This is a genomic window from Hymenobacter terricola, from assembly GCF_017921975.2.
Classification (GTDB): domain Bacteria; phylum Bacteroidota; class Bacteroidia; order Cytophagales; family Hymenobacteraceae; genus Hymenobacter; species Hymenobacter terricola.
Genome location: NZ_JAGEMO020000010.1, coordinates 22698 through 47101 on the forward strand (window position 1 = coordinate 22698; position 24404 = coordinate 47101).

Consider the following 24404-nt stretch of genomic DNA (forward strand, 5'->3'; position numbering starts at 1 on the left):
CTCCGCGGGCGCGGGGGGCAGGGGGTGAGGTGACGGCCTACTTCACGTTGGTCTTGCTCACCAGCATCACCGTTTTGGGGTCCACGGTGATTTCCTGCAGGCGCTTGGCTACGGCGGGCGTCATGCTTTCCTGGTAGCGGCCGTGCAGCTGGCCGGCCAGGAACTTCTCAGAGGCCGCGAACATGGCCATGTTGTTCACGGGGCGGGCGAAGCCGTGGCCTTCGTCGAGAGCCAGCAGGTACTGCACGGGGTAGTTGCGGTCGCGCAGGGCCACTACAATCTGGTCGGCTTCGGCCTTGTTCACGCGCGGGTCGTTGGCCCCCTGCACCACCAGGAGCGGGGTCTTGATTTTATCGGCCGAGCCCAGCGGCGACATGCGGGCCAGAGCCGCGCGGCCTTCTGCGGTGCCGGGGTCGGCCATGCGGGCGTACATCTGCTTGCGGCCGGCTTCCCAGTAGGGCGGAATGGCGTTGAGCAGCGTCATCAGGTTGGAGGGGGCCACGATGGCCACGGCCGCGCTGTACAAATCGGGCGTGAAGGCCACACCGGCCAGGGTGGCGTAGCCGCCGTACGAGCCGCCCATGATGCCCACGCGCTTGGGGTCGGCCACGCCCTGGGCCACGAGGTACTTCACGCCCCAGGTCAGGTCGTCCTGCATTTTGCGGCCCCATTCGCCGTTGCCGGCATCCAGGAACTGCTTGCCGTAGCCGGTGCTGGCCCGGAAATTGGGCGAGAGCACGGCGTAGCCGCGGTTGGCCAGAAACTGCGACATGGCGTTGTAGCCGTACACATCGCGCGCCCAGGGCCCACCGTGGGGCAGGATGATGACGGGCAGATTCTTGGCCACCACACCTTTGGGAAGCGTCAGGTAAGCCGGAATCTCCAGCCCGTCCGACGACTTGTAGCGCACCACTTTCATATCGGCCAGGTCGGCGGGGTGCAGCTTGGGGCGGGTTTCGTACTGCCTGGTGAGCTGCTTGGTCTGGCGGTCGAACAGGTAAGCTACGCTGGGCTGAGTGGCCGAGCTGGCCGCGAGCAGCCACAGGCGTTCATCGGTAGTGTGCGACATCGGATTCACATCCAGCCCGGGCAGCTGCCGGCTCACGGTGGCAAAATCCTGCTCAAAAGCCTTATCCTTCCACACGCGGCGCATGCGGTCGTCCTCGAAGCTCACGAACACCGGCTCGTGGGTTTTCTCCGAAATCGTGAGGCCGCCCACGTCCACGCGCTTGAGCGGGTCGGCCTGGTAGGGCTGCTCCTGGCCGGTGGCGGGGTCGAGGAGCACGATTTCGGCCAGGTTGCGCCGCCCCTTATTCGTGGTCAGATAGACGTGCTGGTCGTCCTTGGCGAAGCCTTCCACGGCGCTCTGCTCGTCAATCGAGGTTTTGTAGAAGGGCGTCATTTTCTCGCCCTCCACGCGCAGCCACTCGGTGCTGCCGTCGGGATTCGAGCGGGCCGCCAGCCGCAGCTGGTCTTTCCAGTCGAATACCCAGTCGCCGATGCGGTCGGTATTCTGGCGCACCAGGGTTTTCTCGCCGGTGGTCAGGTTCAGCTTGTAGAGGTCGTGCCAGGCCTTGTCGCGGTCATTCAGGCCGATGTACAGCGTGTTGGGGTCGGTGAGGGGCGCGTTGATAATCTGCACGCGCACGCCCTTCAGGCCGGTGAGGTCGCGGGCGATGGGCACAGCCTGGCCGGCGGGCAGGGCCTCGGCCGGGTTCACGGCGTAGATGTTGAAGTTCTCGTCGCCGCCTTTGTCCTGGCTGTAGAGCAGGTACTTGCCGTCGCGGCTCCAGAAGTAGTTGCGCACGGGGCGGGCCTGGTCGTTGGTCATCGGCCGGGCCTTGTCGAAGGGCTCGCTCAGGGCCTTCACCCAGAGGTTGCGGGTGCCGTTGTAGGGCCGGATGAAGGACAGGAACTTGCCGTCGGGCGAGAGCTGCGCGCCCGAAACTTCGGGGTCGCCAAACAGCAGCTCGCGGTCAATGAGCGGGGGCAGGCCGCCCGTTTTGGCGGCCTGCGCCACACTGGTTTGTGGCGTGGCCAGGGCCAGTAGCAAGCCCAACCCCAGAAAAATGTGTTTCATAAGTATTTGCAGAAAAAGATGAATATTTCGGCCAATGTAACCAAAAAAATGACCGGACAGCTCACGCTATTCGGTCATTCCCGGCTGTAGCCCCACTAAGCTGAGGCGTACTATATTTCTATTGCTCCTGAAAGTGGTACAGGAACGTAATTACGCCCGTATAGGCCGGCTTTTTCACGCCTTCAATTTCCAGCGATACCTCGATGCGGGTTTTGGCGATGCCGCGCAAATTGGCCACCGATAGCAGCTTGGCGTGCAGGCGCACGGCACTGTTCACGGTCACGGCCTGGTTGAAGCGCAGGTTTTCGATTTCGTAGTTCACCTGTAGTTGAAGGTTCTCAATGGTCACAATTTGCTGCCACAAGTAGGGCAGCAGCGCCACCGTGAGGTAGCCGTGGGCAATAGTGGCCTTGAACGGCGATTCCGTGGCGGCCCGCTCGGCGTCGGTATGAATCCACTGGAAATCGAGCGTGGCGGCGGCAAACTGGTTGATTTGCTCTTGCGTGATGGTGTGGAATTCGGACATGCCCATGGCCTGGCCAACGTGGCCTTCCAACTCGGCGAGACTGCGGATAAGTAGTTTACTCATGTAACGCTGCGCTCAATCAATGAAGAATGAGAAATGAAGAATGAAGAATGAGCAAAGGTGCCCGAAATTCCTCATTCCTCATTGAGCCGAGGGCGCTAGAGCCGGTCCAGCCGGCCGCCGTCCACGCGCACCTCCGCGCCCTGCACGAAGGCGGCATCATCCGAAGCCAGGTAGGCAATGATTGCGGCCACGTCCTCGGGCTTGCCCACGTCGGCTTTGTCGATGACTTCGACGCCGGATTTCACATTGGGGTTGTCCCAGAGCATGGGCGTGTCGATGGCGCCGGGCAGAATGACGTTGGTGCGGATTCCTTTCGGCTTGCCTTCCAGCGACGACGAGCGCGTGAGGGACAACATTGCCGCCTTCGCCGCTGCATAAGGCGCCACCAGCGGGCTGGTTTCGACGGCGTGCACACTGGCCACGTTCACGATGCTGCCGCCCGGCTTCATGTGCAGAAATGCTTGCTTGGTGAAGTAGAACGCGCCCAGCAAATCCACGTTCAGGATGCGCAGCCAGTCGTCGCCGGTCAGCTCTTCCAGGGCTTTAAACTGCATGAGGCCGGCGTTATTCACCACCACATCCAGGCGGCCAAAACGCTCCAGCGTGCCCGCCACAGTAGCTTCCACCTGCGCCTCGACCGAGACGTTGCAGAGGCTGGCCCACACATCGGGCGCGCCGGCAGCCTGCACTTCGGGCACGGCCGCGTCGAGGTTGGCCTGGTTGTAATCAGCCAGTACCACGCGGGCGCCTTCGGAGGCAAAACGCCTGGCGGCGGCCAAGCCAATGCCGCTGGCCCCGCCGGTGATGATGACGACTTTGTCCTGAAATCGGGGATTCATTGAGAAAGGAGTATAGCGTGGACTCTGCGAGTCCGCGCGTGGCGGATTTCGTTTGGGTTTCGTTCTCGCGCGGACTCGCAGAGTCCACGCTACCGGCTAGGATTGCGGAGCGGCGTTGGCGGGTTCGGTCGATTTATCGGCGGTGGCAGCTTTCACGTCAGCTTTTTGCTCCTTGGCCCAGTTCTGGTTGCTGTCCTGCGGCATCACGACGGGCACTTGCAGGCACACGCTTTGGGCGGGCAGTACCTGGTTCCAGTCGGTAATTAGCTGCTTGTAGGCCTCGCCCACGGGCCGGATATTGCGGTCCAAATCGTACAAACCCAGCGGGTTCACCACGCCGTTGTTTTCGCGCAGGGCGGTGTCCCAGTCCACCTGGTCGGTGAGGGAGTACCAGGTGAAGCCAATCATAGGCACGCCGTCGTTGCGCACACGCAGCACGTTGGCCCACTCTTTCCAGAGCCAGTTCACGGCTTCGTCGCCGCAGGGGCCCTGCCAGAGGTTGGTTTCAGTGTGCATCACGGGCAGGTTGTAGCGCTGGTGGTATTGGCTGGTGATGACGTGGTAGCCAAATACTTCGCCCGAGGCACGGGTGCTGCCATCGGCCGCGACGCGGTGCTCGTTGGTCTTGTAGTAGTCATTGCCCATGATGCAGTGGTGCTTCAAACTATTGCCCAGGAAGAAGTGGTATTCGTCCCGCGTCATGCCGCTGTCCATCAGGTACTCGTACATCTCGGAGTTCACGCGCCGGCCGTAGTTCAGGTCCAGCGACAGGAAGCGCCGGGAGTTCATGATTTCAGCGGGCTTGATGGCGGCCGGGTTTTCGGCGTGAAAATACTCCGACGATTCGCTCTGAATAAAGATGGCATCGGGCCGGATTTCGAGGATGGCCTGCATGGCCAGCACGTTGGCTTTCACGATGTGCTTGAGGGCCGTCACGAAGGCCTGGTCGCTGCTGAGCTGCTCGTTCCACCAGCCGTAAAGGGCCGAAAACTGCGCGCAGATGTACATTTCATTCACCGGCGTGTAGAGCTGCACCCACGGAAACCGCTGGGCAAACGCCCGCGCATACTGCGCAAACAGCACCGGAAAATCGGGGTTCTGGAAATTGCCAATCCAGTCGGGCACGCCGAAGTGGCACAGGTCCACGATGGGCGCGATGTTGCGCCGCAGCAAGTCCTGAAACGTCATGTCGGCAAACGACCAGTCGTATTGGCCCGGCCCCAGAAACGTGGTGTGAATGGGCGGCCCGTAGCGCAGGAAGCAGATGCCCAGCTCCTGCACCAGCTCAAAATCCTTCTGCCAGAACTTGTAGTGCCCACATTTTTCCATTTCATCCACGCGCAACTTGCCGTTTTGGATGGTCGGATTACTGTTTTCGATGCCGGTGGCGAAAAGGAATTGCGGGCCCATGGGAAGGGAATGTAGCGCACGCTTCAGCTTGCGCCAGTGAACGGAAAAAGGCAGTAGAACAGCCTTATTGGCCAGCTTACTCCTTTCGCCGCCTTCGCGTTGCGTTTCCCGGCCATCCAATTAGCCGGCTTACTGGCGCAAGCTGAAGCGTACGCTACAGATTTCGCATCTCCACAATATTCAGCTGCGCGTCGAATTGGTATTCGTGCACGCCGCCGGTCACGATTTCCAGCGCCACTACCTGCTCCGGCGTGAGCTTTTCCAGGTGCATGCGCAGTCCGCGCAGCGTGTTGCCGTGCGAGACGATGAGAATATCCTTGCCGGCGCGCAGCTGCGGCGCGATTTCGGCCTCGAAGTATTTCACGGCCCGGGCCTGGGTTTGTTGCAGGCTTTCGCCGTTGGGCGGGGCCACATCATAGCTGCGCCGCCAGATATCAACCTGCTCCTGGCCGTATTTCGTGGCGATTTCGGTCTTATTGAGGCCCTGCAGGTCGCCGTACATCCGCTCCTTCAGGGCGTCGGCGTGGTGCACCGGGATGGTGGCCCACGCCGGCCGCGCCACAATAATGTCGAGCGTGCGCTCGGCCCGGATGAGAGTGGAGCTGTAGGCCACGTCGAAGTGAAAGCCGCGCAGCTTTTCGGCTACCGTTTGGGCCTCGGCGTCGCCTTTGGGGGTGAGGGCCACATCGAGCCAGCCGGTAAACACATTTGCCAGGTTCGACGTCGATTCGCCGTGCCGGACGAGCACAAGGATGGCCATTGGGTTGATTTGCTACGGTTGAGAATACTTCCGCTACTCCTAACCCGGATTAGGGGTTCTACGTTGCCAGAAAGTCGCAATGATGCGCGCCAACTCCTGAAGCCCGTATGAACCCGCTGTCGCATATTCTCGAAAACAAGGTAGTCGCCATCGTGCGCGGCGCCGACCCTAAAACGCTGCTGCGCATTGCGCAAGCCCTGCACGCGGGCGGCGTGCGCATGATGGAAGTGACCCTGAATTCGCCCGGCGCGCTGGCTTCCATCGCAGAAATTTCGGGGGCGATGGACGACGATTTTTTGGTGGGTGCGGGCACCGTGCTCGACCCCGAAACCGCTCGCGCCGCCCTGCTGGCCGGCGCGAAATACATCATCTCGCCCACGCTCAACAAGAAAACCATCCGCATGACCAAGCGCTACGGCGCCGTGAGCATCCCCGGCGCCTACACCGCCACCGAGATTCTGCAAGCCTACGAATACGGCGGCGACATCGTTAAGGTATTCCCGGCCGGGGCCAGCGGCGCGAGCTATTTCAAGGACATCGCCGGGCCGCTGCCGTTCATCCCGCTCATGCCCACGGGCGGCGTGTCATTGGATAACATCAAAAGCTTCGCCGAGGCTGGGGCCGCCGCGTTCGGGCTGGGCAGCGCGCTGGTAGATACCAAACAGGCCGTGACGGAGGAGTATCTGACACAGCTGGCGGCGCGGGCGCGGGCTTTTGTGACGGCCGTGGCTGGGCAGTAGTAGACATTGAACAGTTGCGCCTGAAGGCCATGTCTCGGCTACGCTCGACATGACGTTCTTTTGATTCTGCATCCCCCTAATCCACTCATGAAAATCCTCCGTTTCACCCTCTTCCAGGTGCCGCCGCGCTGGCTGTTTCTCAAAATCGAAACCGATACCGGCTTCATCGGCTGGGGCGAGCCGGTGATTGAGGGCAAGGCCGCCACCGTGGCCGCTGCCGTTACCGAGCTGATGTCAACCCTCATCGGCAAAGACCCGCTCAACATCGAAGACCATTGGCAGGTGATGTACCGGGGCGGCTTCTACCGCGGCGGGCCCATTCTGATGTCGGCCATCGCGGGCATCGACCAGGCCTTGTGGGACATTAAGGGCAAGTACCACAACGCGCCGGTGCACATGCTGCTGGGCGGCAAGGCCCGCGAAACCATGCGCGTGTATTCCTGGATTGGCGGCGACCGGCCGGAGCACGTTGGTTTGGCGGCGGCTGAAATGGTCGCCAAAGGCTTTACCGCCGTGAAAATGAATGCCACCGATGAAATGAACTACGTCGATTCCTACGTCAAGATTGACGAGGTGCTGGCCCGCGTGGCGGCCGTGCGTGAGGCCGGCGGCCTGGGGCTGGGCATCGGCATCGACTTCCACGGGCGGGTGCACAAGAGCATGGCCAAGGTGCTGGCGAAGGAGCTGGAAGCCTTCCGGCCCATGTTTATTGAGGAGCCGGTGCTGCCCGAGAACAACGAGGCCCTGCGCGAAATTGCCCGGCACACCACCATTCCCATTGCCACCGGCGAGCGCATGTTTTCGCGCTGGGACTTCAAACAGCTGCTCATTGATGGCTACGTGGACATCATTCAGCCCGACCTGTCGCACGCCGGCGGCATCACGGAGTGCAAGAAAATTATCAGCATGGCCGAGGCCTTTGACGTGGCGGCGGCCCCGCATTGCCCGCTGGGGCCCATTGCGCTGGCCGCCTGCCTGCAGGTTGATGCCACTTGCCACAACGCCTTCATTCAGGAGCAGAGCCTGGGCATTCACTACAACAAGGAGAATGACTTGCTCGATTACCTGGTCGATAAATCAGTGTTCGACTACGAAAATGGCTACTGCAGAATCCCGGAAGGGCCGGGCCTGGGCATCGAAATCAACGAGGAATACCTGCGGGCACGGGCCGCCATTGGGCACGATTGGCACAACCCCATCTGGCGCAATGTGGACGGCAGCGTGGCGGAGTGGTAGGCCCCTGCCACGATTTTGCCCGCTAACTAATTGACGTTTTTTCTGTTCAGAACAGCGTATGTACATCTCATAAAATCAATATGAAAGCAGTTCAATACAAGCAGTACGGTGGCCCCGAGGTCCTGACCGTGATGGACGTTCCGGAAGCACACGCCGGGGCCGGCCAGGTTCGCATCGCGGCCCGCGCCGCCGGTGTCAATCCCTTTGACTGGAAAGTGCGCAGCGGCATGATGGCGGCGATGATGCCCGTTACGTTTCCGGCCAGCGTGGGCAGCGATGCCGCCGGGATTGTGGATGAAGTGGGGCCGGGCGTGACCGGTGTGGCCGTGGGCGACGCCGTGTTTGGGCTGGCGGCGGGCGGCGCCACCCAGGAGCAAGTGGTGCTGGCGAGCTGGGTCCGGAAGCCCGGAACCATGTCTTTCGAAGAAGCGGCGGGCCTCGCCGTGGGGGCCGTGACGGCTTACCAGGTCCTGGAATTACTGGGGGCCACGGCCGGGCAAACCATCCTCATCAACGGCGCGGTAGGGGGCGTGGGGCTGGTGGCCGTCCAGTTTGCGGTGGCGAAAGGGCTGACGGTTATCGGGACGGCCAGCGAAAAGAACCACGAATTCCTGCGCTCGCTCGGGGCCATTCCGATAACCTACGGCGCAGGCCTGGCCGCCCGGGTGCAACAGGTAACCACTGCCCCCATCGACCTGGGGTTTGATGTGGCCGGCCACGGCGCGGTTCCGGAGCTCATTCAGCTCACCGGCAGCCCCGATAAAGTGATTACCATCGCCGATTTTGAAGCGACCAAACACGGCGTGAAGTTCTTCCAAACCAATATGGCAGCCCCGCAGCCAGGCTGGGCCTTTGCCACCAAGCTCTTCGGGGAAGGCAAGCTGCGGATGCCAATTGCGGAAACTTTCCCCCTGGCTAAAACCGGGGAGGCCCAGGAGAAGAGCCAGCAGGGCCACGCGCTGGGCAAGTACGTTATCAACATCGGGTAACGGCCTCGGCGCGTAGTTGGGGTTTCGCCAAACCAGCGCTTGCGCCATGACGCGCTATTGATTGTCAACAACTGCCACTACATGCCCCCCAAGCCCACCTTCCTCAGCTGCGATTGGGGCACCTCGTCCTTCCGCCTGCGCCTCGTGGAGCGCGAGACGCTGACGATTCTGGCCGAAACGAGCTCCGGGGAAGGCAACGCCGCCACGGCGGAGCTGTGGCAGCAAGCTGGCCAGCCGCCAGAGCAGCGCGTGGGGTTTTACCTGGCCATAATGCAGCAGCACCTGAAGGAGCTGGAGGAAGTGGTGGGAACTTCGCTGAATGACGTGCCGGTGGTGATTTCGGGCATGGCTTCGTCCACCATTGGCATGCTGGAGCTGCCGTATAAGCCGCTGCCTTTTGCTACCGATGGCTCGGATTTGCTTGCCAGAACCATTGCCCCGACGGCCGATTTCAGGCACGCCACGCTGTTGATTTCGGGGGTGAGAAGTGCCGATGACGTGATGCGCGGCGAGGAAACACAACTCGTGGGTTGCAACTTTGAAAACACGGCGGAAGAGCAGCTTTTCCTGCATCCCGGCACGCACGCCAAGCACGTAGTGGTGCGGCATGGCCAGGCCGTGGCGCTGAAAACGTACATGACGGGTGAGTTTTTCTCGCTGCTTTCCGCCAAGGGAATCCTGGCCGCATCCGTGGAAGAAGGCGGGAAGCTGGAGGAAGGGGAAAACCTGCGCTGGTTCGAAAAAGGCGTGCAGGATAGCCGGCAAGCCAACCTGCTGCACAACGCCTTTCGGGTGCGCACCAACGATTTATTCAAAAGCGCCGGCAAGCAGGAGAATTATTTCTACCTGAGCGGGCTGCTCATTGGCAGTGAGTGCGGCGACCTGCTGGCCGCATTGCCCAGCCAGATTACCCTGGCTGGTGAGCCGGTGTTGGTGGCGCACTACCGCGCCGCGTTGCGCGTGCTGGGCGTTGCCGATAAGTGCCCGGTGCAGATGAAAACCGCCGTTGAGGTGGCCCTGAACGGGCAGCGGGCCGTGCTGAATGCCCAATTGCCAGTGCAGTAGAAAGGGCCGGACTACTGGAAAAGCTGCCGGGTGGCTCCGAATGCACGGCTATTGCCATCAAATGCAAATCTACCGGTGATAAACACAAAAAAGACCTTACGCTGAGTGTCCGGAGTCATGCGCTGAGTGGTCGGAGGGGTGCGCTGAGTGGTCGAAGGCATGCGCTGAGTGTCCGGAGGGGTGCGCTGAGTGTCCGGAGGCGTGCGCTGACCGATTGAAGAGGCCGGCGGAGCGATAGGAGGGGACGGTTGAGCGGTTGTCCGGTCCGGTTGGGCAATCGAAGGCTCCGGCTGGTTCATTGAAGGGAGTGGCTGACCAATTGAAGGCTCCCGCTGGGAGGTGGGGGCGCTAGCTGGGCACAAAAATGCCCCGATTGCAAGCAATTGGGGCGTTTTGTTGGCTTACTTCTTCTCGTCGGGGCCGGCGGGTGGGGTGCTGGGGCCTTCGGGGGGCCTGGCGGGGTTGCCGGGTTCGGCGGCGGGCTTGTGGCCGCCCAGGTCATGGTCTTCGGGCTTGTAGTTGGCGGCCAGGTCGGCTAGTTTTTTCTTGCCGTAGCCGAGCTTGGTGATGAGCACGAAGAGGACGGGGACGGCAAAAATGGCCAGGAAGGTGGCGGCCAGCATGCCGCCGGTCACCGTCCAGCCTATCGTTTGGCGGGACACGGCGCCCGCGCCGGAAGAAAAAGCCAGCGGCAGCACGCCCAGGATGAAGGCCAGCGAGGTCATGATGATGGGGCGCAGGCGCAGCGTGACGGCGGCCAGGGTGGCTTCCACCACGTCCATGCCCCAGTCGACCCGCTCTTTGGCGAACTCCACAATCAGAATGGCGTTTTTGGCCGCGAGGCCAATGAGGGTGATGAGGCCGATTTGGGCGTACACGTTGTTGGTGAGCTTGGGCAGGAAGGTGAGGGCCACGATGGCCCCGAACGCGCCCAGCGGCACCGCCAGCAGCACCGAGAACGGCACCGACCAGCTTTCATACAGCGCCGCCAGCAGCAAAAACACAAACAGAATGCTCAGCCCGAAGATGATGATGGTGCTGTTGCCGGCGCTGATTTCTTCGCGGCTCAGGGCCGAAAAGTCGAAGCCGTATTCGGCGGGCAGGGTTTGGGCGGCCACTTCCTGCAGGGCGGCGATGGCCTGGCCGGAGCTGTAGCCGGGCTTGGCGTCGCCGTTGATTTCGGCGGCCCGGAACAGGTTGTAGTGCGAAATCAGGGGCGCGTTTTCCACCACTTTGGTGGTGATGAGCGAGCCGAGGGGCACCTGCTGGCCGGCCTGGTTCTGCACGTAGTAGTTGCTGAGGTCGGCGATGTCTTTGCGGTAAAACGTGTCGGCCTGGGCCACCACGCGGAAGTTGCGGCCGTATTTCGTGAAGTCGTTGATGTAAGTCGAGCCCATGTAGGTCGACATCGTGCCGAAGATGTTGGTGAGCGGCACCCCGAGTTTCTTGGCCTTTTCGCGGTCCACGGTCACCTGGTAGCCGGGCGTTTTGGCGGTGAAGAAGGTGAAGGCCCGGCCGATTTCGGGGCGCTGGTTGGCGGCGGCCACAAACTTGTTCACCGTGGCTTCAAACGCCTTGATGTCGCCGGCCTGCTCGCGCTGCTCCAGCTGGAAGCTGAAGCCGCCGGTGTTGCCCAGGCCCGGAATGGCGGGCGGCGGAATCACCACGATGTTGGCCCCTTTGATGGCCGCAAACTCCTTTTGCAGCCTCCCGATGACGCCTTCCAGCTGGTCGGCTTCGTCGGTGCGCTCGTCCCAGGGCTTCATTTGGAGGAACATGGTGCCGCTGCTGGGCTTGAAGGTGAAGTTCAGGGCGTTGAGGCCGCTCACGCCGGTGTAGTTCTTCACGGCCGGCACTTTTTGGCCGATGATTTTGACCATTTGGTCCATCACGGCTTGCGTGCGGGAGCTGGACGCGCCCTGCGGCAGCTCCAGCGACACGAACAGGCGGCCTTCGTCCTCCGTCGGGATAAAGCCCGACGGCTTGCCCCGGAACAGCAAAAAGGTGCCCACGTAGACGCAAACGAGCAAAATAAGCACGAAGGGCGTGGCCTTGATGGCCTGCTTTACCCCGTTGGTGTAGTGCCCGGTGGTGCGCTCAAACCAGTCGTTAAACATAGCAAACAGCTTGTTCAGCCCCTTGGCTTCTTCTTTTTTGGCGCTGGGCCGCAGCATGAGCGCGCACAGCGCCGGCGTGAGCGACAAGGCGATAAACGCCGAGAGCACCACCGAAATGGCAATGGTGATGGCAAACTGCTGGTAAAGCTTGCCCACGATGCCCGGAATGAAACCCACGGGCACAAATACCGCCGACAAAATCAGGGCAATGGCGATAACCGGCGCCGTGATGTCCTTCATGGCCTTTTCGGTGGCCTCGCGGGCCGGAACGCCTTCGGTGTCGATGTAGTGCTGCACGGCCTCGACCACCACGATGGCGTCGTCGACCACGATGCCGATGGCCAGCACGAAGCCGAACAGCGTGAGCGTGTTCACGGTGAAGCCCAGCGGGATGAACAGGATGAACGTGCCCACGATGGCCACCGGAATGGCCAGAATGGGGATGAGCGTGGCGCGCCAGCTTTGCAGGAAAATGAACACCACCAGCGTGACCAGCAGCAGGGCAATGCCCAGCGTTTTCAGCACTTCCTCGATGGAGACCTGCACCACGGTCACGGACTCGAAAACGGCCCGGTACCGCATATCCGGTGGGAATTTCTTTTGCAGCGCATCCATCGCGGCGTAGATGCCGTTGGCCGTTTGCAGGGCGTTGCCGCCGGGCGTCTGGTTGATGAGCAGCAGCGTGGTAGGTTGGCCGTTGGTGGTGTTGTAGCGCGAGAAATCGAACTGGCCGAGCTGCACGCGGGCCACGTCTTTGAGGTAGACCACCGAGCCATCTTCGGGCTTGGTGCGCACCACGATGTTCTCAAATTCTTCGACTTTGGTGAGGCGGCCGTTCACAACCACCGTGTACTGAAACGCCTGCGACGAATACTGCGGGGCCGTGCCCACCGAGCCGGCGGCCACCTGCACGTTCTGCTCGCGCAGGGCGTTGGTCACGTCGTCGACTTTCAGGCCGAGCTGGGCCATCTTGTCGGGCTTGAGCCAGATGCGCATCGAAAAATCCTGGCCGAGGGACGTGACGTCGCCCACGCCGGGCACGCGCAGCAGGGCGTCGCGCACGTAAATGTTGGTGTAGTTGTCGAGAAAAGCCACGTCGTGGGTGCGCTTGGGCGCATAAATGGCCAGCACGATGAGGATGGTGGGGTTGCGCTTTTTCACGGTGAGGCCCAGGCGCTTCACCTCGTCGGGAAGGGTGGGCTCGGCCACGCTCACGCGGTTCTGCACGTCGAGGGTGGCGATGTCGATGTTGGTGCCGATGTTGAAGGTGACGTTGGCCGACACGCGGCCGTCGTTGGTGGCGTTCGATTGCAGGTAGGCCATGCCGGGCGTGCCGTTGACCTGCGTTTCGATGGGCGTCATCACGGTTTGCTCCACGGTCTGGGCATCGGCCCCGGTGAAGCTGCCCGAAATCTGCACCACGGGCGGGGAGATGTCGGGGTATTGGCTAATGGGCAGGTTGAGGACCGCCAGCGTCCCGAGCAGCACCAGCACAATGGAAATGACAATGGCCGTGACCGGTCGCCGAATGAAAACGTCTGAAATCATAAGCTAGATGGCACGCAGCCAGGAACGTCATGCAGAGCGCAGCGAAGCATCTCGCTCGCATCGTTGAAAAATTGAGTTACTATCCCGAGCGAGATGCTTCGCTGCGCGGACGCCAGATGAGCATGACGGTCTTTGGTTGTCATTCAATTATTTCGCTGCCGCCGTGGGCGCCCCAGCCGCCGCGGGGGGCGCCGCGTTGGGGTCGCCCACTTTCACCACCACGCCCTGGCGCAGGTTCTGCACGCCTTCGCTCACGATGGTTTCGTTGGCTTTAAGCCCTTGGCGCACGACTACTTTGTCTTTGACGCGGGTGCCCAGGGCCACTTTGCGTTGCGCCACTTTGCTGCTGTCGCCCACCACGTACACGAAGAATTCGCCCATTTGCTCGGTCACGGCCTTGTAGGGAATGGTGAGCTGGCGGCCGGTGTCGGTGTTGCGCACGCGCAGGGTGGTGTTCATGCCGGCCAGCAGCGTGCGCTTGGCGTTGGGGAACTGCACGCGCACCTTCACGGTGCCGGTTTCCGGGTCGACAGCGCGGTCGATGGTCGTGATTTTGCCCGGAGCGGAAAACGCCTGCTGGCCGGCCAGCAGCAGCGTGTACACCGAATCAGCTTTGGCGGCGGGCCGGGCCTTCAGGCCCTGGAAGCGCGCAATCTGCTGCTCGCCCACGGCCACGTCCACGGCAATGGGGTCGTCGGACGAAAGGGTGTTGAGCAGCGTGGTGCCCTGCGTGGCCAGCGAGCCGAGCTTGACCTGCGAAATGCCGATGGTGCCCGCAAACGGCGCCACCACCACCGAGCGTTTCAGGTTCTGGGCCACGTTGGTGACGGTGGCCTGGGCGGCCGTTATCTGCGAAGCGGCGTTGGCCACGTCGGTGGCGGCGTAGTCTACGCGCTGCTTGGCGATGGCGTCCTGCTCGGCGAGGCGGTTGTAGCGCTCGGCGTCCTTGGCGGCTTTGGCGTAGTTGGCGCGGGTGACGGCCAGCTGGGCCTGGGCCTGGCGGTAGTCGGCCTGGAAGCGGGTCTGGTCCACTTCGTAGAGGCGCTGGCCCTTGGTCACGCGCTGCCCGTCTTTGATGAAGATGCCCGTGACGTAGCCCCCCACCTCGGCGCGCAGCTCCACCTCGTTGAGCGGCACGACGGTGCCGGGGTAGGTGTCGAAGCTCACCACCGGCTCCTGGTCGACTTTGTAAACCGACACCGAAACGGGCGGCGGGGGGGCGTTCTTTTTGGCTTCCTCTTCCTGCTTGTTGCCGCAGGAAGCGAGCGTCAAAGCGGTCAGGAAAACGGGGAGAAGCCGGAGAGAATGGTTGTTCATAGTCGGGGGTGGCAGGCTGGATTATAATGAATAACGGAACGTCATGCTCATCTGGCGTCCGCGCAGCCGAAGCATCTCCACTGCTTCGTTGAAGCAGCTGGATTACTTGCGCAGTAGAGATGCTTCGACAAGCTCAGCATGACCGTTTCTTTCGTTCGGGGCTGGATGGTTCATTAAAAAGTAATGTCGCCCAAGGCACGCTGCACGTCCAGTTTGGCGGCCAGCACGCTGTAGAGCGAGTTGTAGTAGCTGAACTGGGAATTGCGCAGGTCGTTTTCGGAGGTGATGACTTCCAGGTAAGCCCGCAGGCCCTCGTCGTATTGCAGCTTGATGATTTTGTAGACTTCGCGGGCATCGGCCACGTTATCGCGCTGGGTATTCAGGTCGTTGAGGGCGCTTTTGTAGGTGGCCAGGGCCTGCTGGTATTCGGTGTTGATTTGGTTGCGGGCGTCCACCACGTCCAGGTCGAGGCGGTCCTGCTGCAGCTCGGTGATGCGCAGGTTTTGGAGGCGGCGCGTGCCCGTGAAAATGGGCACGGCCAGCTGCAGGCCGACCTGCGAATTGGGAAATGCCGTGTTGTAAAGCTGGCTGAACTCATTGTTCTGGAACACCCGGTTGTAGTTGCCGTAGGCCGAGAGCGAGGGCAGAAACCCGTAGCGGTAAAAGTCGATGTTGAGCCGCTGGAGCTGCTGCTGGGTCTGGAGCTGCTGGATTTCGACGCGGCGCTCGTAGGCCAGCTGCTCCAGGGTGTCGAGGGTGATTTCCTGCACCAATTGCAGCGTGTCGTAGGTGAGCGCGAGCGGGTTTTGGGCATCAACGCCCATGAGCTGCTTGAGGTAGGCATCCTTGCCTTTCAGCGCCTCGGTGGTGGTTTTGCGGGTGGCGTAGGCGTTGCGCAGGCTGATTTCGGCCCGCTTGTAGTCGGTTTTATCCACGATGCCCACGTCGTACTGCGCTTTGGAATCGCGCAGCTGCTTGGCCTGCCGCCGGATGGCCTCGTCGAGCACCTTGAGCTGCTCCCGCGTAAGCAGAATGTCGTAGAACGCCTTGCTCACGTTCGTCACCACATCAATCTTGAAGCTGGTGGTATTCAGGCCGGTTTGCTGGCGGATGTAGCGGGCCGCGCGGGCCGCGCGCAGCACGTCGTTGTTGTAAATCAGCTGGGTGCCCTGCAGGCCCAGCGTGGAGGTGTTGTTCAGGCCAATGCGCACGATTTGCTGGCCCGCCGAGGGGTCCGTGAAATTGGGCAGCACGGAGGTCGGCAGCTGCAAATTGTGCGCGTAGGTGGCCGTGCCCGTAATCTGGGGCAGCCAGCTGCTGAGCCCGATGCGAATGTTGCGCTCCCCAATTTCCTGGTCGATAAGGGCCTGGCGCACCGCGGGCTGGTTTTTCAGGGCAAACTCCACGCACTCCTGCCGCGAAAGGGGCTTGGTGGGGGGAGTGGTTGGTTGCGATAAAGCGTAAAACGGAGCGAATAGAAGCAGCCGAAGCACGGGCTTCATCGTTCGGAATAGTTGTTTCATAGATAGATAAATAAAGATAGTCCCTTTAATATACTGCCGGGTGCGAAATGATGCCAAGCTGTTTTGATGGCCAGTAAGTAGCTAATGCCGAGAAGGTTTAACTGACGCCCCGCTTAAAAGTTGAGAAAGCGCCGTATTTAGCCGGTCGCTTCGGTCGCTTCGGTCGGTGAAAGTCGCCTGGTCTAAAGCTCAGCCACCTGCAATTGAATATCCACGTTGCGCCCGTGGTCATCGGCGCAGGAGATTTTTACGGCCCCGCTGGGCGGTCGGAAAAACACGCGCTCGGTAGCCGAGGCGGCCCGCAAAAACCGGTCGTTCACGTACCAGAATACCTGGCGCACCTCGCTGCCCGCCGCGCAGCTTAGGAGCATTTGCTGCTTGTCGTGGCGGTCGAGCACGTATTCGGCGTGGTCGAGCGGTGAGGTGATGGCCAGGGCCGCGCCCGCGCCATCGTCAGTGCCGCGCACCAGCCGGCAGGCGGGGTTGTGCGGCGGCAGCCGGCTGGATGGCAGGCCCTGCGCCTCCCGAAAAGCCAGCACTTCGGGCAACGGATTGGGGAACAGCTGCCGCTTGAAACCCGCCGCTGGCACGCAGGCCCGGCAGTAGGAAATCGTGCCATCGGCCGAAACCAGGGCTTCTTTCTGGTGTTCGCAGCGCCGGGCCGTGGACATGCCGGGCAGGTAATAATCGATGAGCTGGTTGGGGCAGTGCTCGCCGGGGACGAGGCCGGTTTCGGCGCACACCAGCCGGAAATCGAGGGTGGCGGGTGGCGTGGTCCAGCGGTTGGGCGAGTTGTAGGCGAGGGCGTTGAACAGGTCGAAGAGCAGGGGCGAGGCCACGTCGGCCCCCGTCAGGGCCGGGCTGCCCTGGCCCGAAAAGTTGCCCACCCACACGCCAATGGTGTAGTCCTGGTTGTAGCCGATGCTCCAGGCGTCGCGGCGGCCGTAGCTGGTGCCGGTTTTCCAGGCGATTTTGGGGAGGTGGCGGCTGTTCTGGTAGCCCATCGGCAGGTCGGGCCGGGTGCGCTGGGCGAGGATGTCGGTGATGAGGAAGGCGGCGGCGGGGGAAACCAATGAAGAATGAGGAATGAGGAATGAAGAATTTGGCGGGGACTCTTTTCGCTTCGCTTTCCATTCCTCATTCCTCAGTCTTAATTCTTCATTAAGCACGAGCGCCAGCGGTGCGTACTGCCCGCCATCCGCCAGCGCCGCGTACAGCCCCGTCAGCTCCTCCAGCGTCGCGCCACAGCCGCCCAGAATGGTGCTTAAACCTAGCCGGGGGGCTGCTTTCGCCACGCTTTTGAAACCGGCCAGCCGCAGCTTGTCGGTGAAAACGGGCACGCCCACGTCGGCCAAAACCCGCACGGCCGGAATGTTGAGCGAGTAAGTCAATGCCCGCTCCACCGTCACTTCGCCGGCGCAGCTTTTATCGAAATTCTCGGGGCGGAAGCCGCTGAAATTGGTGGGCACATCGGGCAGCTTCAGCTTCGGCGTCACGATGCCTCTATCAACGGCTAGAGCATACAAAAATGGCTTCAGCGTGCTGCCCGGCGAACGGACAGCGCGCACGCCATCAACCTGCCCGCTGCTGGCCGCATCCTGGAAGTCGGCGGAGCCCACGTACGCCTCCACGGCGCGGGTGCGGTTGTTCACGACCAGCACGGCGGCCTGCGAAATGCCCAATTCGTGCAGGCGGCGCACGTAGTTGCGGGTCAGGTCCTCGGCTTTGGCTTGCGGGTTGCGGCGCAGCGTGGAGTGAATAATGGGCTGGCTGGGAAACTGCGTGACGAGCCGCCGCGCCAGGTGCGGAGCCAGTGTGGGCGCCGCGTGGCGCTGCACGTCCAGCGGCTCATTTATGGCATCCTCAATATCCTGGTCCGGAAACAAATGCTGCTGTTGAAACTGCCGCAGCCAGCGGTTGCGTTCGGCCAGAATCCGGTCGTTGTTCTTGCCCAACACCAGCACACGCGGCTGGTTGGGAATAATGGCCAGCGTCACGGTTTGGGCCAGGGAAAGATAGTCGGGCGGCTGCTGAAAGTAGAGCAGCGCGGCCGATTTCACGCCTTCGATATTGCCGCCGTAGGGCACCAGGTTCAGGTAGAGCTGGAGGATTTCGGCCTTGCTGTAATGCGCCTCCAGCTGCATGGCGCGCAGCATTTCCAGCAGCTTATTGCCGAAGGTGCGCTCCTTGGGTTCCAGCAGCCGGGCCACCTGCATGGTGATGGTACTGGCCCCGGTGGTGCGGCCGGTTTGGAAAATATTGCGCCCGGCGGCCTGCATTATTGCGAGTGGATTGACCCCGAAATGGTAGTGGAAATACCGGTCTTCCTTGTTGATAATGGCTTGCTGCAAGGCCGGCGTTATTTCCGCTAATTCGGTCTTCATCCGCCACTTCTGGGTGGGGTTCAGGAAGGCGTGGAGCACGCTGCCATCGGCCGCCAGCACGATGGGAGAGTAGCGCGGCGCGGGCGGCAGGGGGAAGAGGCGGTCGAGGGCGAAGCAGGCAATGAACGACACTGCGAGACACTGCGCTTTAACACTGCGGAACACTGCGTGAAATAGTCGTCCGGTTTTCATTTCACGCAGTGTTTCGGGGTGTTAAAATCGCAGTGTCCGCAGTGTCGTTCAACGGACGCGCACCACGCCGGCCCCGTTGTAGCTGTGGTACTCCGCGTTATACATCGCATCCGCGTTCACCGGGCCGAGCTTGAACGTGCCTTTTGACACGGCCCGGCACAAGTAATAAAAGTTCTTCGGCGTACTTGTGGCGGTGGTGAACAGGTTAATCCGGTCGTCGCGCACGTCCAGGTAGTCGGGCGTGGCGGCATTCGTCGCCCAAGCCAATTCGCGGAGCGGGCCGATGCGTGGGTTCTCGATTTCGAGGCCGGCGGGGAGCAGGTCGGTGATGGCCACGTTCTTGATTTCGCCGGCCGCGTCGCCGGCTTCGATGGTGATGCGCACCACCACCAAATCATTCTGGCGGAAGCTGGGCGTGCCCAGCGGCACACCGTCGCGGTTCAGGAACTGGCGGCGAACTTTCAGGTAGGCATCTTCTTCATGCACCTGGCCGCTGGCCGAGATGCCTTCGGTTTCCCAGAAGTAGTAGAGGCTGCCCTTGCCAGCCGTGCGGATGCTCACGTTGCGGTTGGCCACGTTGCGTAGGGTGAGGTCTTTGCCGGTGAAATTCCCCGCTGGTTTGCCGTCGATGGTGAGCGTGGCGGTGGCGGTGCTGCGGGCGTTCTGGCGGGCTATTTTGCCGAGGGCCAGCAGGGCGAAGGCGCGTTCCTGGGTGCTGAGCCAGTAGGCCGACTTCATCTGGCGGCTGAGCTGGCGGGCGATGCCGGGGATTTGCGGGTTGTTGGGGTCGGTGCTGACGAGGGCGTTGAGCACCAGGCCTTCGTCGCGGATGGGCGAGTAGAACGAGCCGTCGAGGGCGCGGTGGGCGGCGCGCTCGCCGCCGAACCGGGTGGGCAGCAGCTCGCGGAAGGCGCGCTGGTTGCCGAGCAGGCTCTGGGTGCAGGCCAGCAGGAATTGGGAGTCTTCGGCCAGCAGGGGGCGGTTGGCGCGGTAGTAGTTCAGGGCTACGGGGTCCTGGCGTCCGGCCAGGGCGAGGACGTAGAGCGAGTAGGCAATTTCCTTGCTGGCTATCGTGCGCTGGCGGGCCAGGTTGTTGGCGTCGAAGTACTGGTAGGGTTCGGTTTCGCGCTTTTTGAGGCGGAAGGCCAGGTATTTCAGCACCTTGTCGAGGACCGATTTATTCACCGCGAAGCCGGCCTGCTGGGCTTCCTGCAGGAAATGGGCGGCGTAGGCGGTGGCCCACCAGTTGTCGTAGTCGCCGCCCGGCCAGTAGCTTAGGCTGCCGTTGTAGAGCTGCATGCTCTCAATCTTGCGGATGGCTTCCTGGACGTGGTAGTTCGGGTTGTAGCGCTGGGCTTTCGCAGCGGCCCCGGTTTTCTGCTGCAAGGTGGCGGCCAAATCGGCGTAGTAGAGCTGCGGGAAAGCGGCCGACACGGTTTGCTCCAGGCAGCCGTAGGGGTATTGCAGCAGGTAGCGCAAATCCTTGCTGAACTCCGTGAGCGGCGAGCGGCTCACGACAAGCCTGCTGCTGAGCGAGGTGGGCAGGAAATCGGTTTTCAGGTTGAGCGGGAGCGTGGCTCCGCCGGCCACTACGCCGCTGCCGGTGCGCTTTTCGAGCGAGGCGGCGGGGCGAACGGGGAGTTCAATTGTTTCCGTGAATGTTTCTTTAGTGGCTTTTGAATACACCTCGACTTTGACAGTGCCAACGCCTATACTAGCTAAAGCTCGGATATGAAAAGTGCGTCGCATTTCAGTGCCAGGCTTGAGTTCATGAATAGAGGTTGCGTCCCAACTCTCGCCAGCGGGAGCATCAAGAGGGTCCATTGCATTCATTGGCGGTGCTGTGTGAAGTGGACTATTGACATGCATACGAACAGCAACATCGCTCATTAGCTTACCCGTCGTATTCGTCAGCGTCACCGGCACGTCAATCGTGTCGCCGGGACTCATAAACCGCGGCAGCGCCGTGGAAATTACCACCGGGTCGGCCACCTTCATCGTGGCTTCGGCCGAGCCGAAGGCATCGTCTTTGTAGGCCACGGCCATGATGCGGAGCGCCCCGCTGAACTGCGGCACGCGCACCCGGTAGCGCACTTTGCCGTCGCCGTCGGCGGTGAGGACGCCGCTCCATTTGGCCACCAGTTTCACGCGGCGGTTGGGGATGGGGTTGGTACGGCGGGCCATGTCGGCGGCATCACCGCCGCTGCTGCTGGTGCCCAGTTCCGGTAGGAGGAAAGGATATACATCGAAGGCCGATACTTCCAAGGCCCGTTTCTGGTAGAAGTAGCCGTGCGGGTCGGGAGTGCGATAGTCGTTGCGTTGCAGAATGCCCTCGTCCACCACGGCCAGGGTGAGCTGGGCGCGGGGTGCAGTGGTGATTTCTACGGTTTGCCAGGTCTGGGAGCGGCTGGCGGCGGGTGCGGCAATGGCCACGGCGAGGCGCGAATCGGGCTTTTCGACGGTGAGGGGCAGGAAGCCACGCGCCACGGTGAGGGGCAGGCGGTCCTGGGCGGTATGGGCGCGCACGGCGGTGGCGGTCACGTACACGTTGGGGACGTGCTCGGTTTTGATGGGGATTTTCACCTCAGCCGCCTTGCCGTCAGTGGTCACGTAGAAATGGTCGAGCACGTTGGCCCGCTCCACCGTTACCAGAATGCGGCCGGCAAAGGGCGATTTCAGCAGCAAATTAGCGGTTTCGCCGGGGGCGTATTTGGGCTTGTCGGCCTCAATGGTCACCTCGCCCTCGTTGTTCACCTCGAAGGAATTGGCCTGCGTATCGCCGTAGCCGTAGGCATAAAACCGCTGCGTGACGTAGCTGGTAGCGCCCGGCCGACTGATTCTTACCTCGTATTCGCCCGAGTAAATGGGGGTGAAGCTGAAGCTGGTTTCGGCCCCCACGGTGTAGGATTTGCTGAGAATGGTTTGCTCGCGCTGCTGCGAATTATACACGTAGCGGCCGCCCTGGCGCTCCAGCACGGTTTCCCAGAGCATGCGCACCACCTTCACCTCGGCCGGGGTCGAGGTGGGTTTGCCGGCGGGCGTGAGGGCCAGCAGCTTCACCGTGAGCGGCTGCTTGGTGCCGATGAGGTCGGGTAGGTTGCCGATGCCGAACATCGTGGCCTGCGTCTGCACGTCGAAGGTGGCGAGGCGGTTCACGGGCCGGCCGGTTTCGTCGAACACCGTGGCGAAGGCCACGCCTTCCAGCGTGCCGAGGTCGTGGAAATCGGGGATGGTGTAGGCGGCGGTGCCGTGGCCGGCGGCGTCGGTGCTGCCTTCGCGCACGGTTTTCTCGAAGCGCGAGGTGAGGGCGCTTTCGCTGTCCTCGCCGTCGCCGTTGGTCGATTTGTGCCGCTCGCCGCTGTTGATGGTGAAGTTGTAGTCGGGGTATTTCGGGGCCGAGAAATACTTCTGCTTCAGCGAGAATTCGACCTCAAACTTGCGGTCGGCGGCGGGCGGGCCAAACAGGTTGATGGCCGTGATGTTGGCCGTCACGTCCTGGCCCGGTTTGAGCACGGCGGGCGCGGCGGTCACGGTCACTTTCAGGCGGTCGGGGATGAATTCTTCCACGCTGATTGGCCGCGAGGTCAGCAGCACGTCGTTGCCGGTGAGCACCTCCATCGAGTACTGGCCGGTCATGACGGTGGGCGGCAGAATGAAGCTGCTTTCGAAGCTGCCGGCCGCGCTCAGCTTCTGCTGCAAGCTGCTGTATTCCTTGCCGCTGGGCAGCAGCAGGCGGATTTTCATTGGCAGGCCGGTGGGCGGAATCTTCCAGTCCTCGGTGCGGATGACGGCGTTGGTCCGTACCGTGTCGCCGGGCCGGTACAGGTCGCGCTCGCCGTACAGAAACGCCTGATAATGCGCCGCGTTCGAGGTCAATCCGCCCACTTCAAACCGCGAGGTTTCGACCCGGCTTTTGGTGAGGTCGAGGAAGGAAAAGTCGGCATCCTTCACCGCCGTAATCATGCCCAGCGAGAAGCGCTTCATGCTGGCGGCGGAGTCAAACTGCGCCACGCCGGATTTGTCCGTGGTCGTCGTGCCAATCACCTGATTATTCGAGCTCACGAGGTTCACCGTGACGCCCGCCAGCGGCTCGGCCGTGCGGATGGAATTGGCGAAAACCGTGGTGCCGCCCGTGGCGCCCTGCTTCACAATCAGGCCCAAATCGGTCACGGCCACCAGCTTGCTCACTTGCAGCCACTGCCGCTCGGTGTCCTGCACGCGGATGACGTACAGGCCCTTCATCGGCCCCTGAAATTCCAGCGCTTTCAAATCCAGGTTCAGTAGGCGCATCCCGCCTTCCTTAGGCAACGCATCCACCGAAATCGTGCGCTCCGATAGGACGTTGCCGATGGTTTCGGTGTCGTAATACTGGAAGCTGCGGTCGATGTAGTCGCCGTTTTCGTCGGTGTTGGCTTCGCGGGGCTCATCTTCGTCGTATTCGGGGTAGCCGTACTGCTTTTCGCCGCGCATCAGCTGCTGAATATTGTTGGCGTAGACCTTCGCGATGGTCACCTTCACTTTGGCCACTTCGTTGATGCGCAGGCCCAGATTCCGGTTGCCCAGCGCGTCGAGGTACATGGCCTTGTCGGTGCTGGTGAACGTCAGACTCGGCCGCTCATCACCAAACGAAACGGCCTGGCTGAACGCCTGGCCCAGCGTGCCGCCCAGCGCGCCCGTGGTGCCGGCCGCCAAAGCAATCTGGTACGTTTTTCCCACCTCAAACCCACCGCGCAGGGCGAAGCCGCTTTCCAGCGCTTCCACCGAAAAGGCCACCGTGGGCGTCACTTTCAGGTTGGCCTGAATGTCGGTGGCGCGCACGGGCTGGGTGGTCAGCACCGTCACCACGGGCAGGCCGTTGAACAGCGAGCCGGTGAGCTCGCGCACTTCCATCGTGCTTTGGTCGGGGATTTCGGCCTGGGCGGTAAGGGTTTTTTCGGTGGCTTTGGTGCCGGCGGCGGGGCGCAGGCCGGGCGCAATGTCAATCTGCACCGGCGAGCCCGGCCGCACGCCCTGCATGAAGGTGATGGCCACCATGGCATCGGGCTCGGCGGAGTTTACTTCCACCGCAATGGGCTTGCCGTCCTGCGTCACTTTCAGGCGAGACTTCACATCCGAGGGCCGCACGGGGTAGTTGAAAACCAGGTTGGCCTTCAATTCCGCCGTGCCTGCCGCCCGCTTCGAGCTGCCGTAGAACACCTGCGGCGCGGCCATATCCAAATACGGCGTGTGAAATTTGGCGCGGTTCAGGGCCAGCTTCTGCTTGCCGCTGGGCAGCGTTTCGGGCCGCAGGCTAGCCGCGAAAACGGTGCTGGGCCGGAAGGGCTCCAGCGGCGAAAAGGTCAGTTCCCGGTCGCCGGTCCACTTGAACTTGCCGCGAATGTTGGGCGAGAACGTCACGTAGCGCGTGGTATCCCAGCGGTTCTGCTGGCCCTCGTCCACCACTTTTTCATCGAACGTGAACACCAGATTGGAGTAGGGGTCGATTTCGTCGCCGTCGGTCTGGGCCGTTTCGGCGGCCTGTTCCTGAGCGGTTTTTTTGGAGCACGACGAGGCGGCCAGCAGCACAAGCAGCAGTGGCAAAAAGCGGTAACGGGCCAGCATGGGGAGGGGGAGTG

Annotated in this window: 14 protein-coding genes; 4 read left to right on the top strand and 10 right to left on the bottom strand. The window is 62.1% G+C overall.

Annotated features, from left to right (window positions below):
- Positions 1-37: 37 nt before the first annotated feature.
- From J4G38_RS09965 to J4G38_RS09985, 5 genes are all read right to left on the bottom strand, one after another.
- Complete coding sequence (locus J4G38_RS09965; protein ID WP_210516591.1) at positions 38-2080, bottom strand: alpha/beta hydrolase family protein; 2043 nt, start codon at positions 2078-2080, stop codon at positions 38-40.
- A gap of 118 nt (positions 2081-2198) precedes the next feature.
- Positions 2199-2669 (bottom strand): MaoC family dehydratase, encoded by a 471-nt coding sequence (locus J4G38_RS09970; protein WP_210516590.1) that lies wholly within the window; start codon positions 2667-2669, stop codon positions 2199-2201.
- A 95-nt stretch (positions 2670-2764) separates the two neighbouring features.
- The gene (locus tag J4G38_RS09975) at positions 2765-3508 is read right to left on the bottom strand and encodes an SDR family NAD(P)-dependent oxidoreductase (protein WP_210516588.1); all 744 of its coding nucleotides are present in this window, start codon (positions 3506-3508) and stop codon (positions 2765-2767) included.
- 96 nt (positions 3509-3604) lie between these two features.
- Positions 3605-4918 carry a family 1 glycosylhydrolase gene (locus J4G38_RS09980; RefSeq protein WP_210516586.1) on the bottom strand — a complete coding sequence of 438 codons (1314 nt, stop codon included), beginning with the start codon at positions 4916-4918 and terminating at the stop codon, positions 3605-3607.
- 154 nt (positions 4919-5072) lie between these two features.
- On the bottom strand, positions 5073-5678 hold the full coding sequence (locus tag J4G38_RS09985; protein ID WP_210516584.1) for a 2,3-bisphosphoglycerate-dependent phosphoglycerate mutase: 606 nt from the start codon (positions 5676-5678) through the stop codon (positions 5073-5075).
- A 107-nt stretch (positions 5679-5785) separates the two neighbouring features.
- Between J4G38_RS09985 and J4G38_RS09990 the strand changes: the two genes are divergently transcribed.
- The 4 genes from J4G38_RS09990 to J4G38_RS10005 all read left to right on the top strand — a co-directional run bounded on the left by J4G38_RS09990 (position 5786) and on the right by J4G38_RS10005 (position 9708).
- Entirely contained in the window at positions 5786-6418 is a 633-nt protein-coding gene (locus J4G38_RS09990) for a bifunctional 4-hydroxy-2-oxoglutarate aldolase/2-dehydro-3-deoxy-phosphogluconate aldolase (RefSeq protein WP_210516582.1), read from the top strand.
- Positions 6419-6505: 87 nt separating this feature from the next.
- Positions 6506-7654 carry a galactonate dehydratase gene (dgoD, locus tag J4G38_RS09995; protein ID WP_210516580.1) on the top strand — a complete coding sequence of 383 codons (1149 nt, stop codon included), beginning with the start codon at positions 6506-6508 and terminating at the stop codon, positions 7652-7654.
- Between the two features lie 80 nt (positions 7655-7734).
- Positions 7735-8643, top strand: a complete 909-nt coding sequence (locus J4G38_RS10000; protein WP_210516578.1) for an NADP-dependent oxidoreductase — start codon at positions 7735-7737, stop codon at positions 8641-8643.
- A gap of 81 nt (positions 8644-8724) precedes the next feature.
- Positions 8725-9708 (top strand): 2-dehydro-3-deoxygalactonokinase, encoded by a 984-nt coding sequence (locus J4G38_RS10005; protein WP_210516576.1) that lies wholly within the window; start codon positions 8725-8727, stop codon positions 9706-9708.
- 401 nt (positions 9709-10109) lie between these two features.
- Here J4G38_RS10005 and J4G38_RS10010 read toward each other — a convergent pair whose 3' ends face one another.
- The 5 genes from J4G38_RS10010 to J4G38_RS10030 all read right to left on the bottom strand — a co-directional run bounded on the left by J4G38_RS10010 (position 10110) and on the right by J4G38_RS10030 (position 24390).
- Positions 10110-13373, bottom strand: coding sequence for an efflux RND transporter permease subunit (locus J4G38_RS10010; RefSeq protein ID WP_210516574.1), 3264 nt, complete (start codon positions 13371-13373; stop codon positions 10110-10112).
- Positions 13374-13520: 147 nt separating this feature from the next.
- Positions 13521-14645: an efflux RND transporter periplasmic adaptor subunit gene (locus J4G38_RS10015; protein ID WP_226163334.1), complete on the bottom strand. Its 1125-nt coding sequence runs from the start codon at positions 14643-14645 to the stop codon at positions 13521-13523.
- Between the two features lie 218 nt (positions 14646-14863).
- Complete coding sequence (locus J4G38_RS10020; protein ID WP_210516570.1) at positions 14864-16213, bottom strand: TolC family protein; 1350 nt, start codon at positions 16211-16213, stop codon at positions 14864-14866.
- A 182-nt stretch (positions 16214-16395) separates the two neighbouring features.
- On the bottom strand, positions 16396-18762 hold the full coding sequence (gene pbpC, locus J4G38_RS10025) for a penicillin-binding protein 1C (RefSeq protein ID WP_226163335.1): 2367 nt from the start codon (positions 18760-18762) through the stop codon (positions 16396-16398).
- A 75-nt stretch (positions 18763-18837) separates the two neighbouring features.
- Complete coding sequence (locus J4G38_RS10030; protein WP_210516566.1) at positions 18838-24390, bottom strand: alpha-2-macroglobulin family protein; 5553 nt, start codon at positions 24388-24390, stop codon at positions 18838-18840.
- Between the last annotated feature and the right edge of the window lie 14 nt (positions 24391-24404).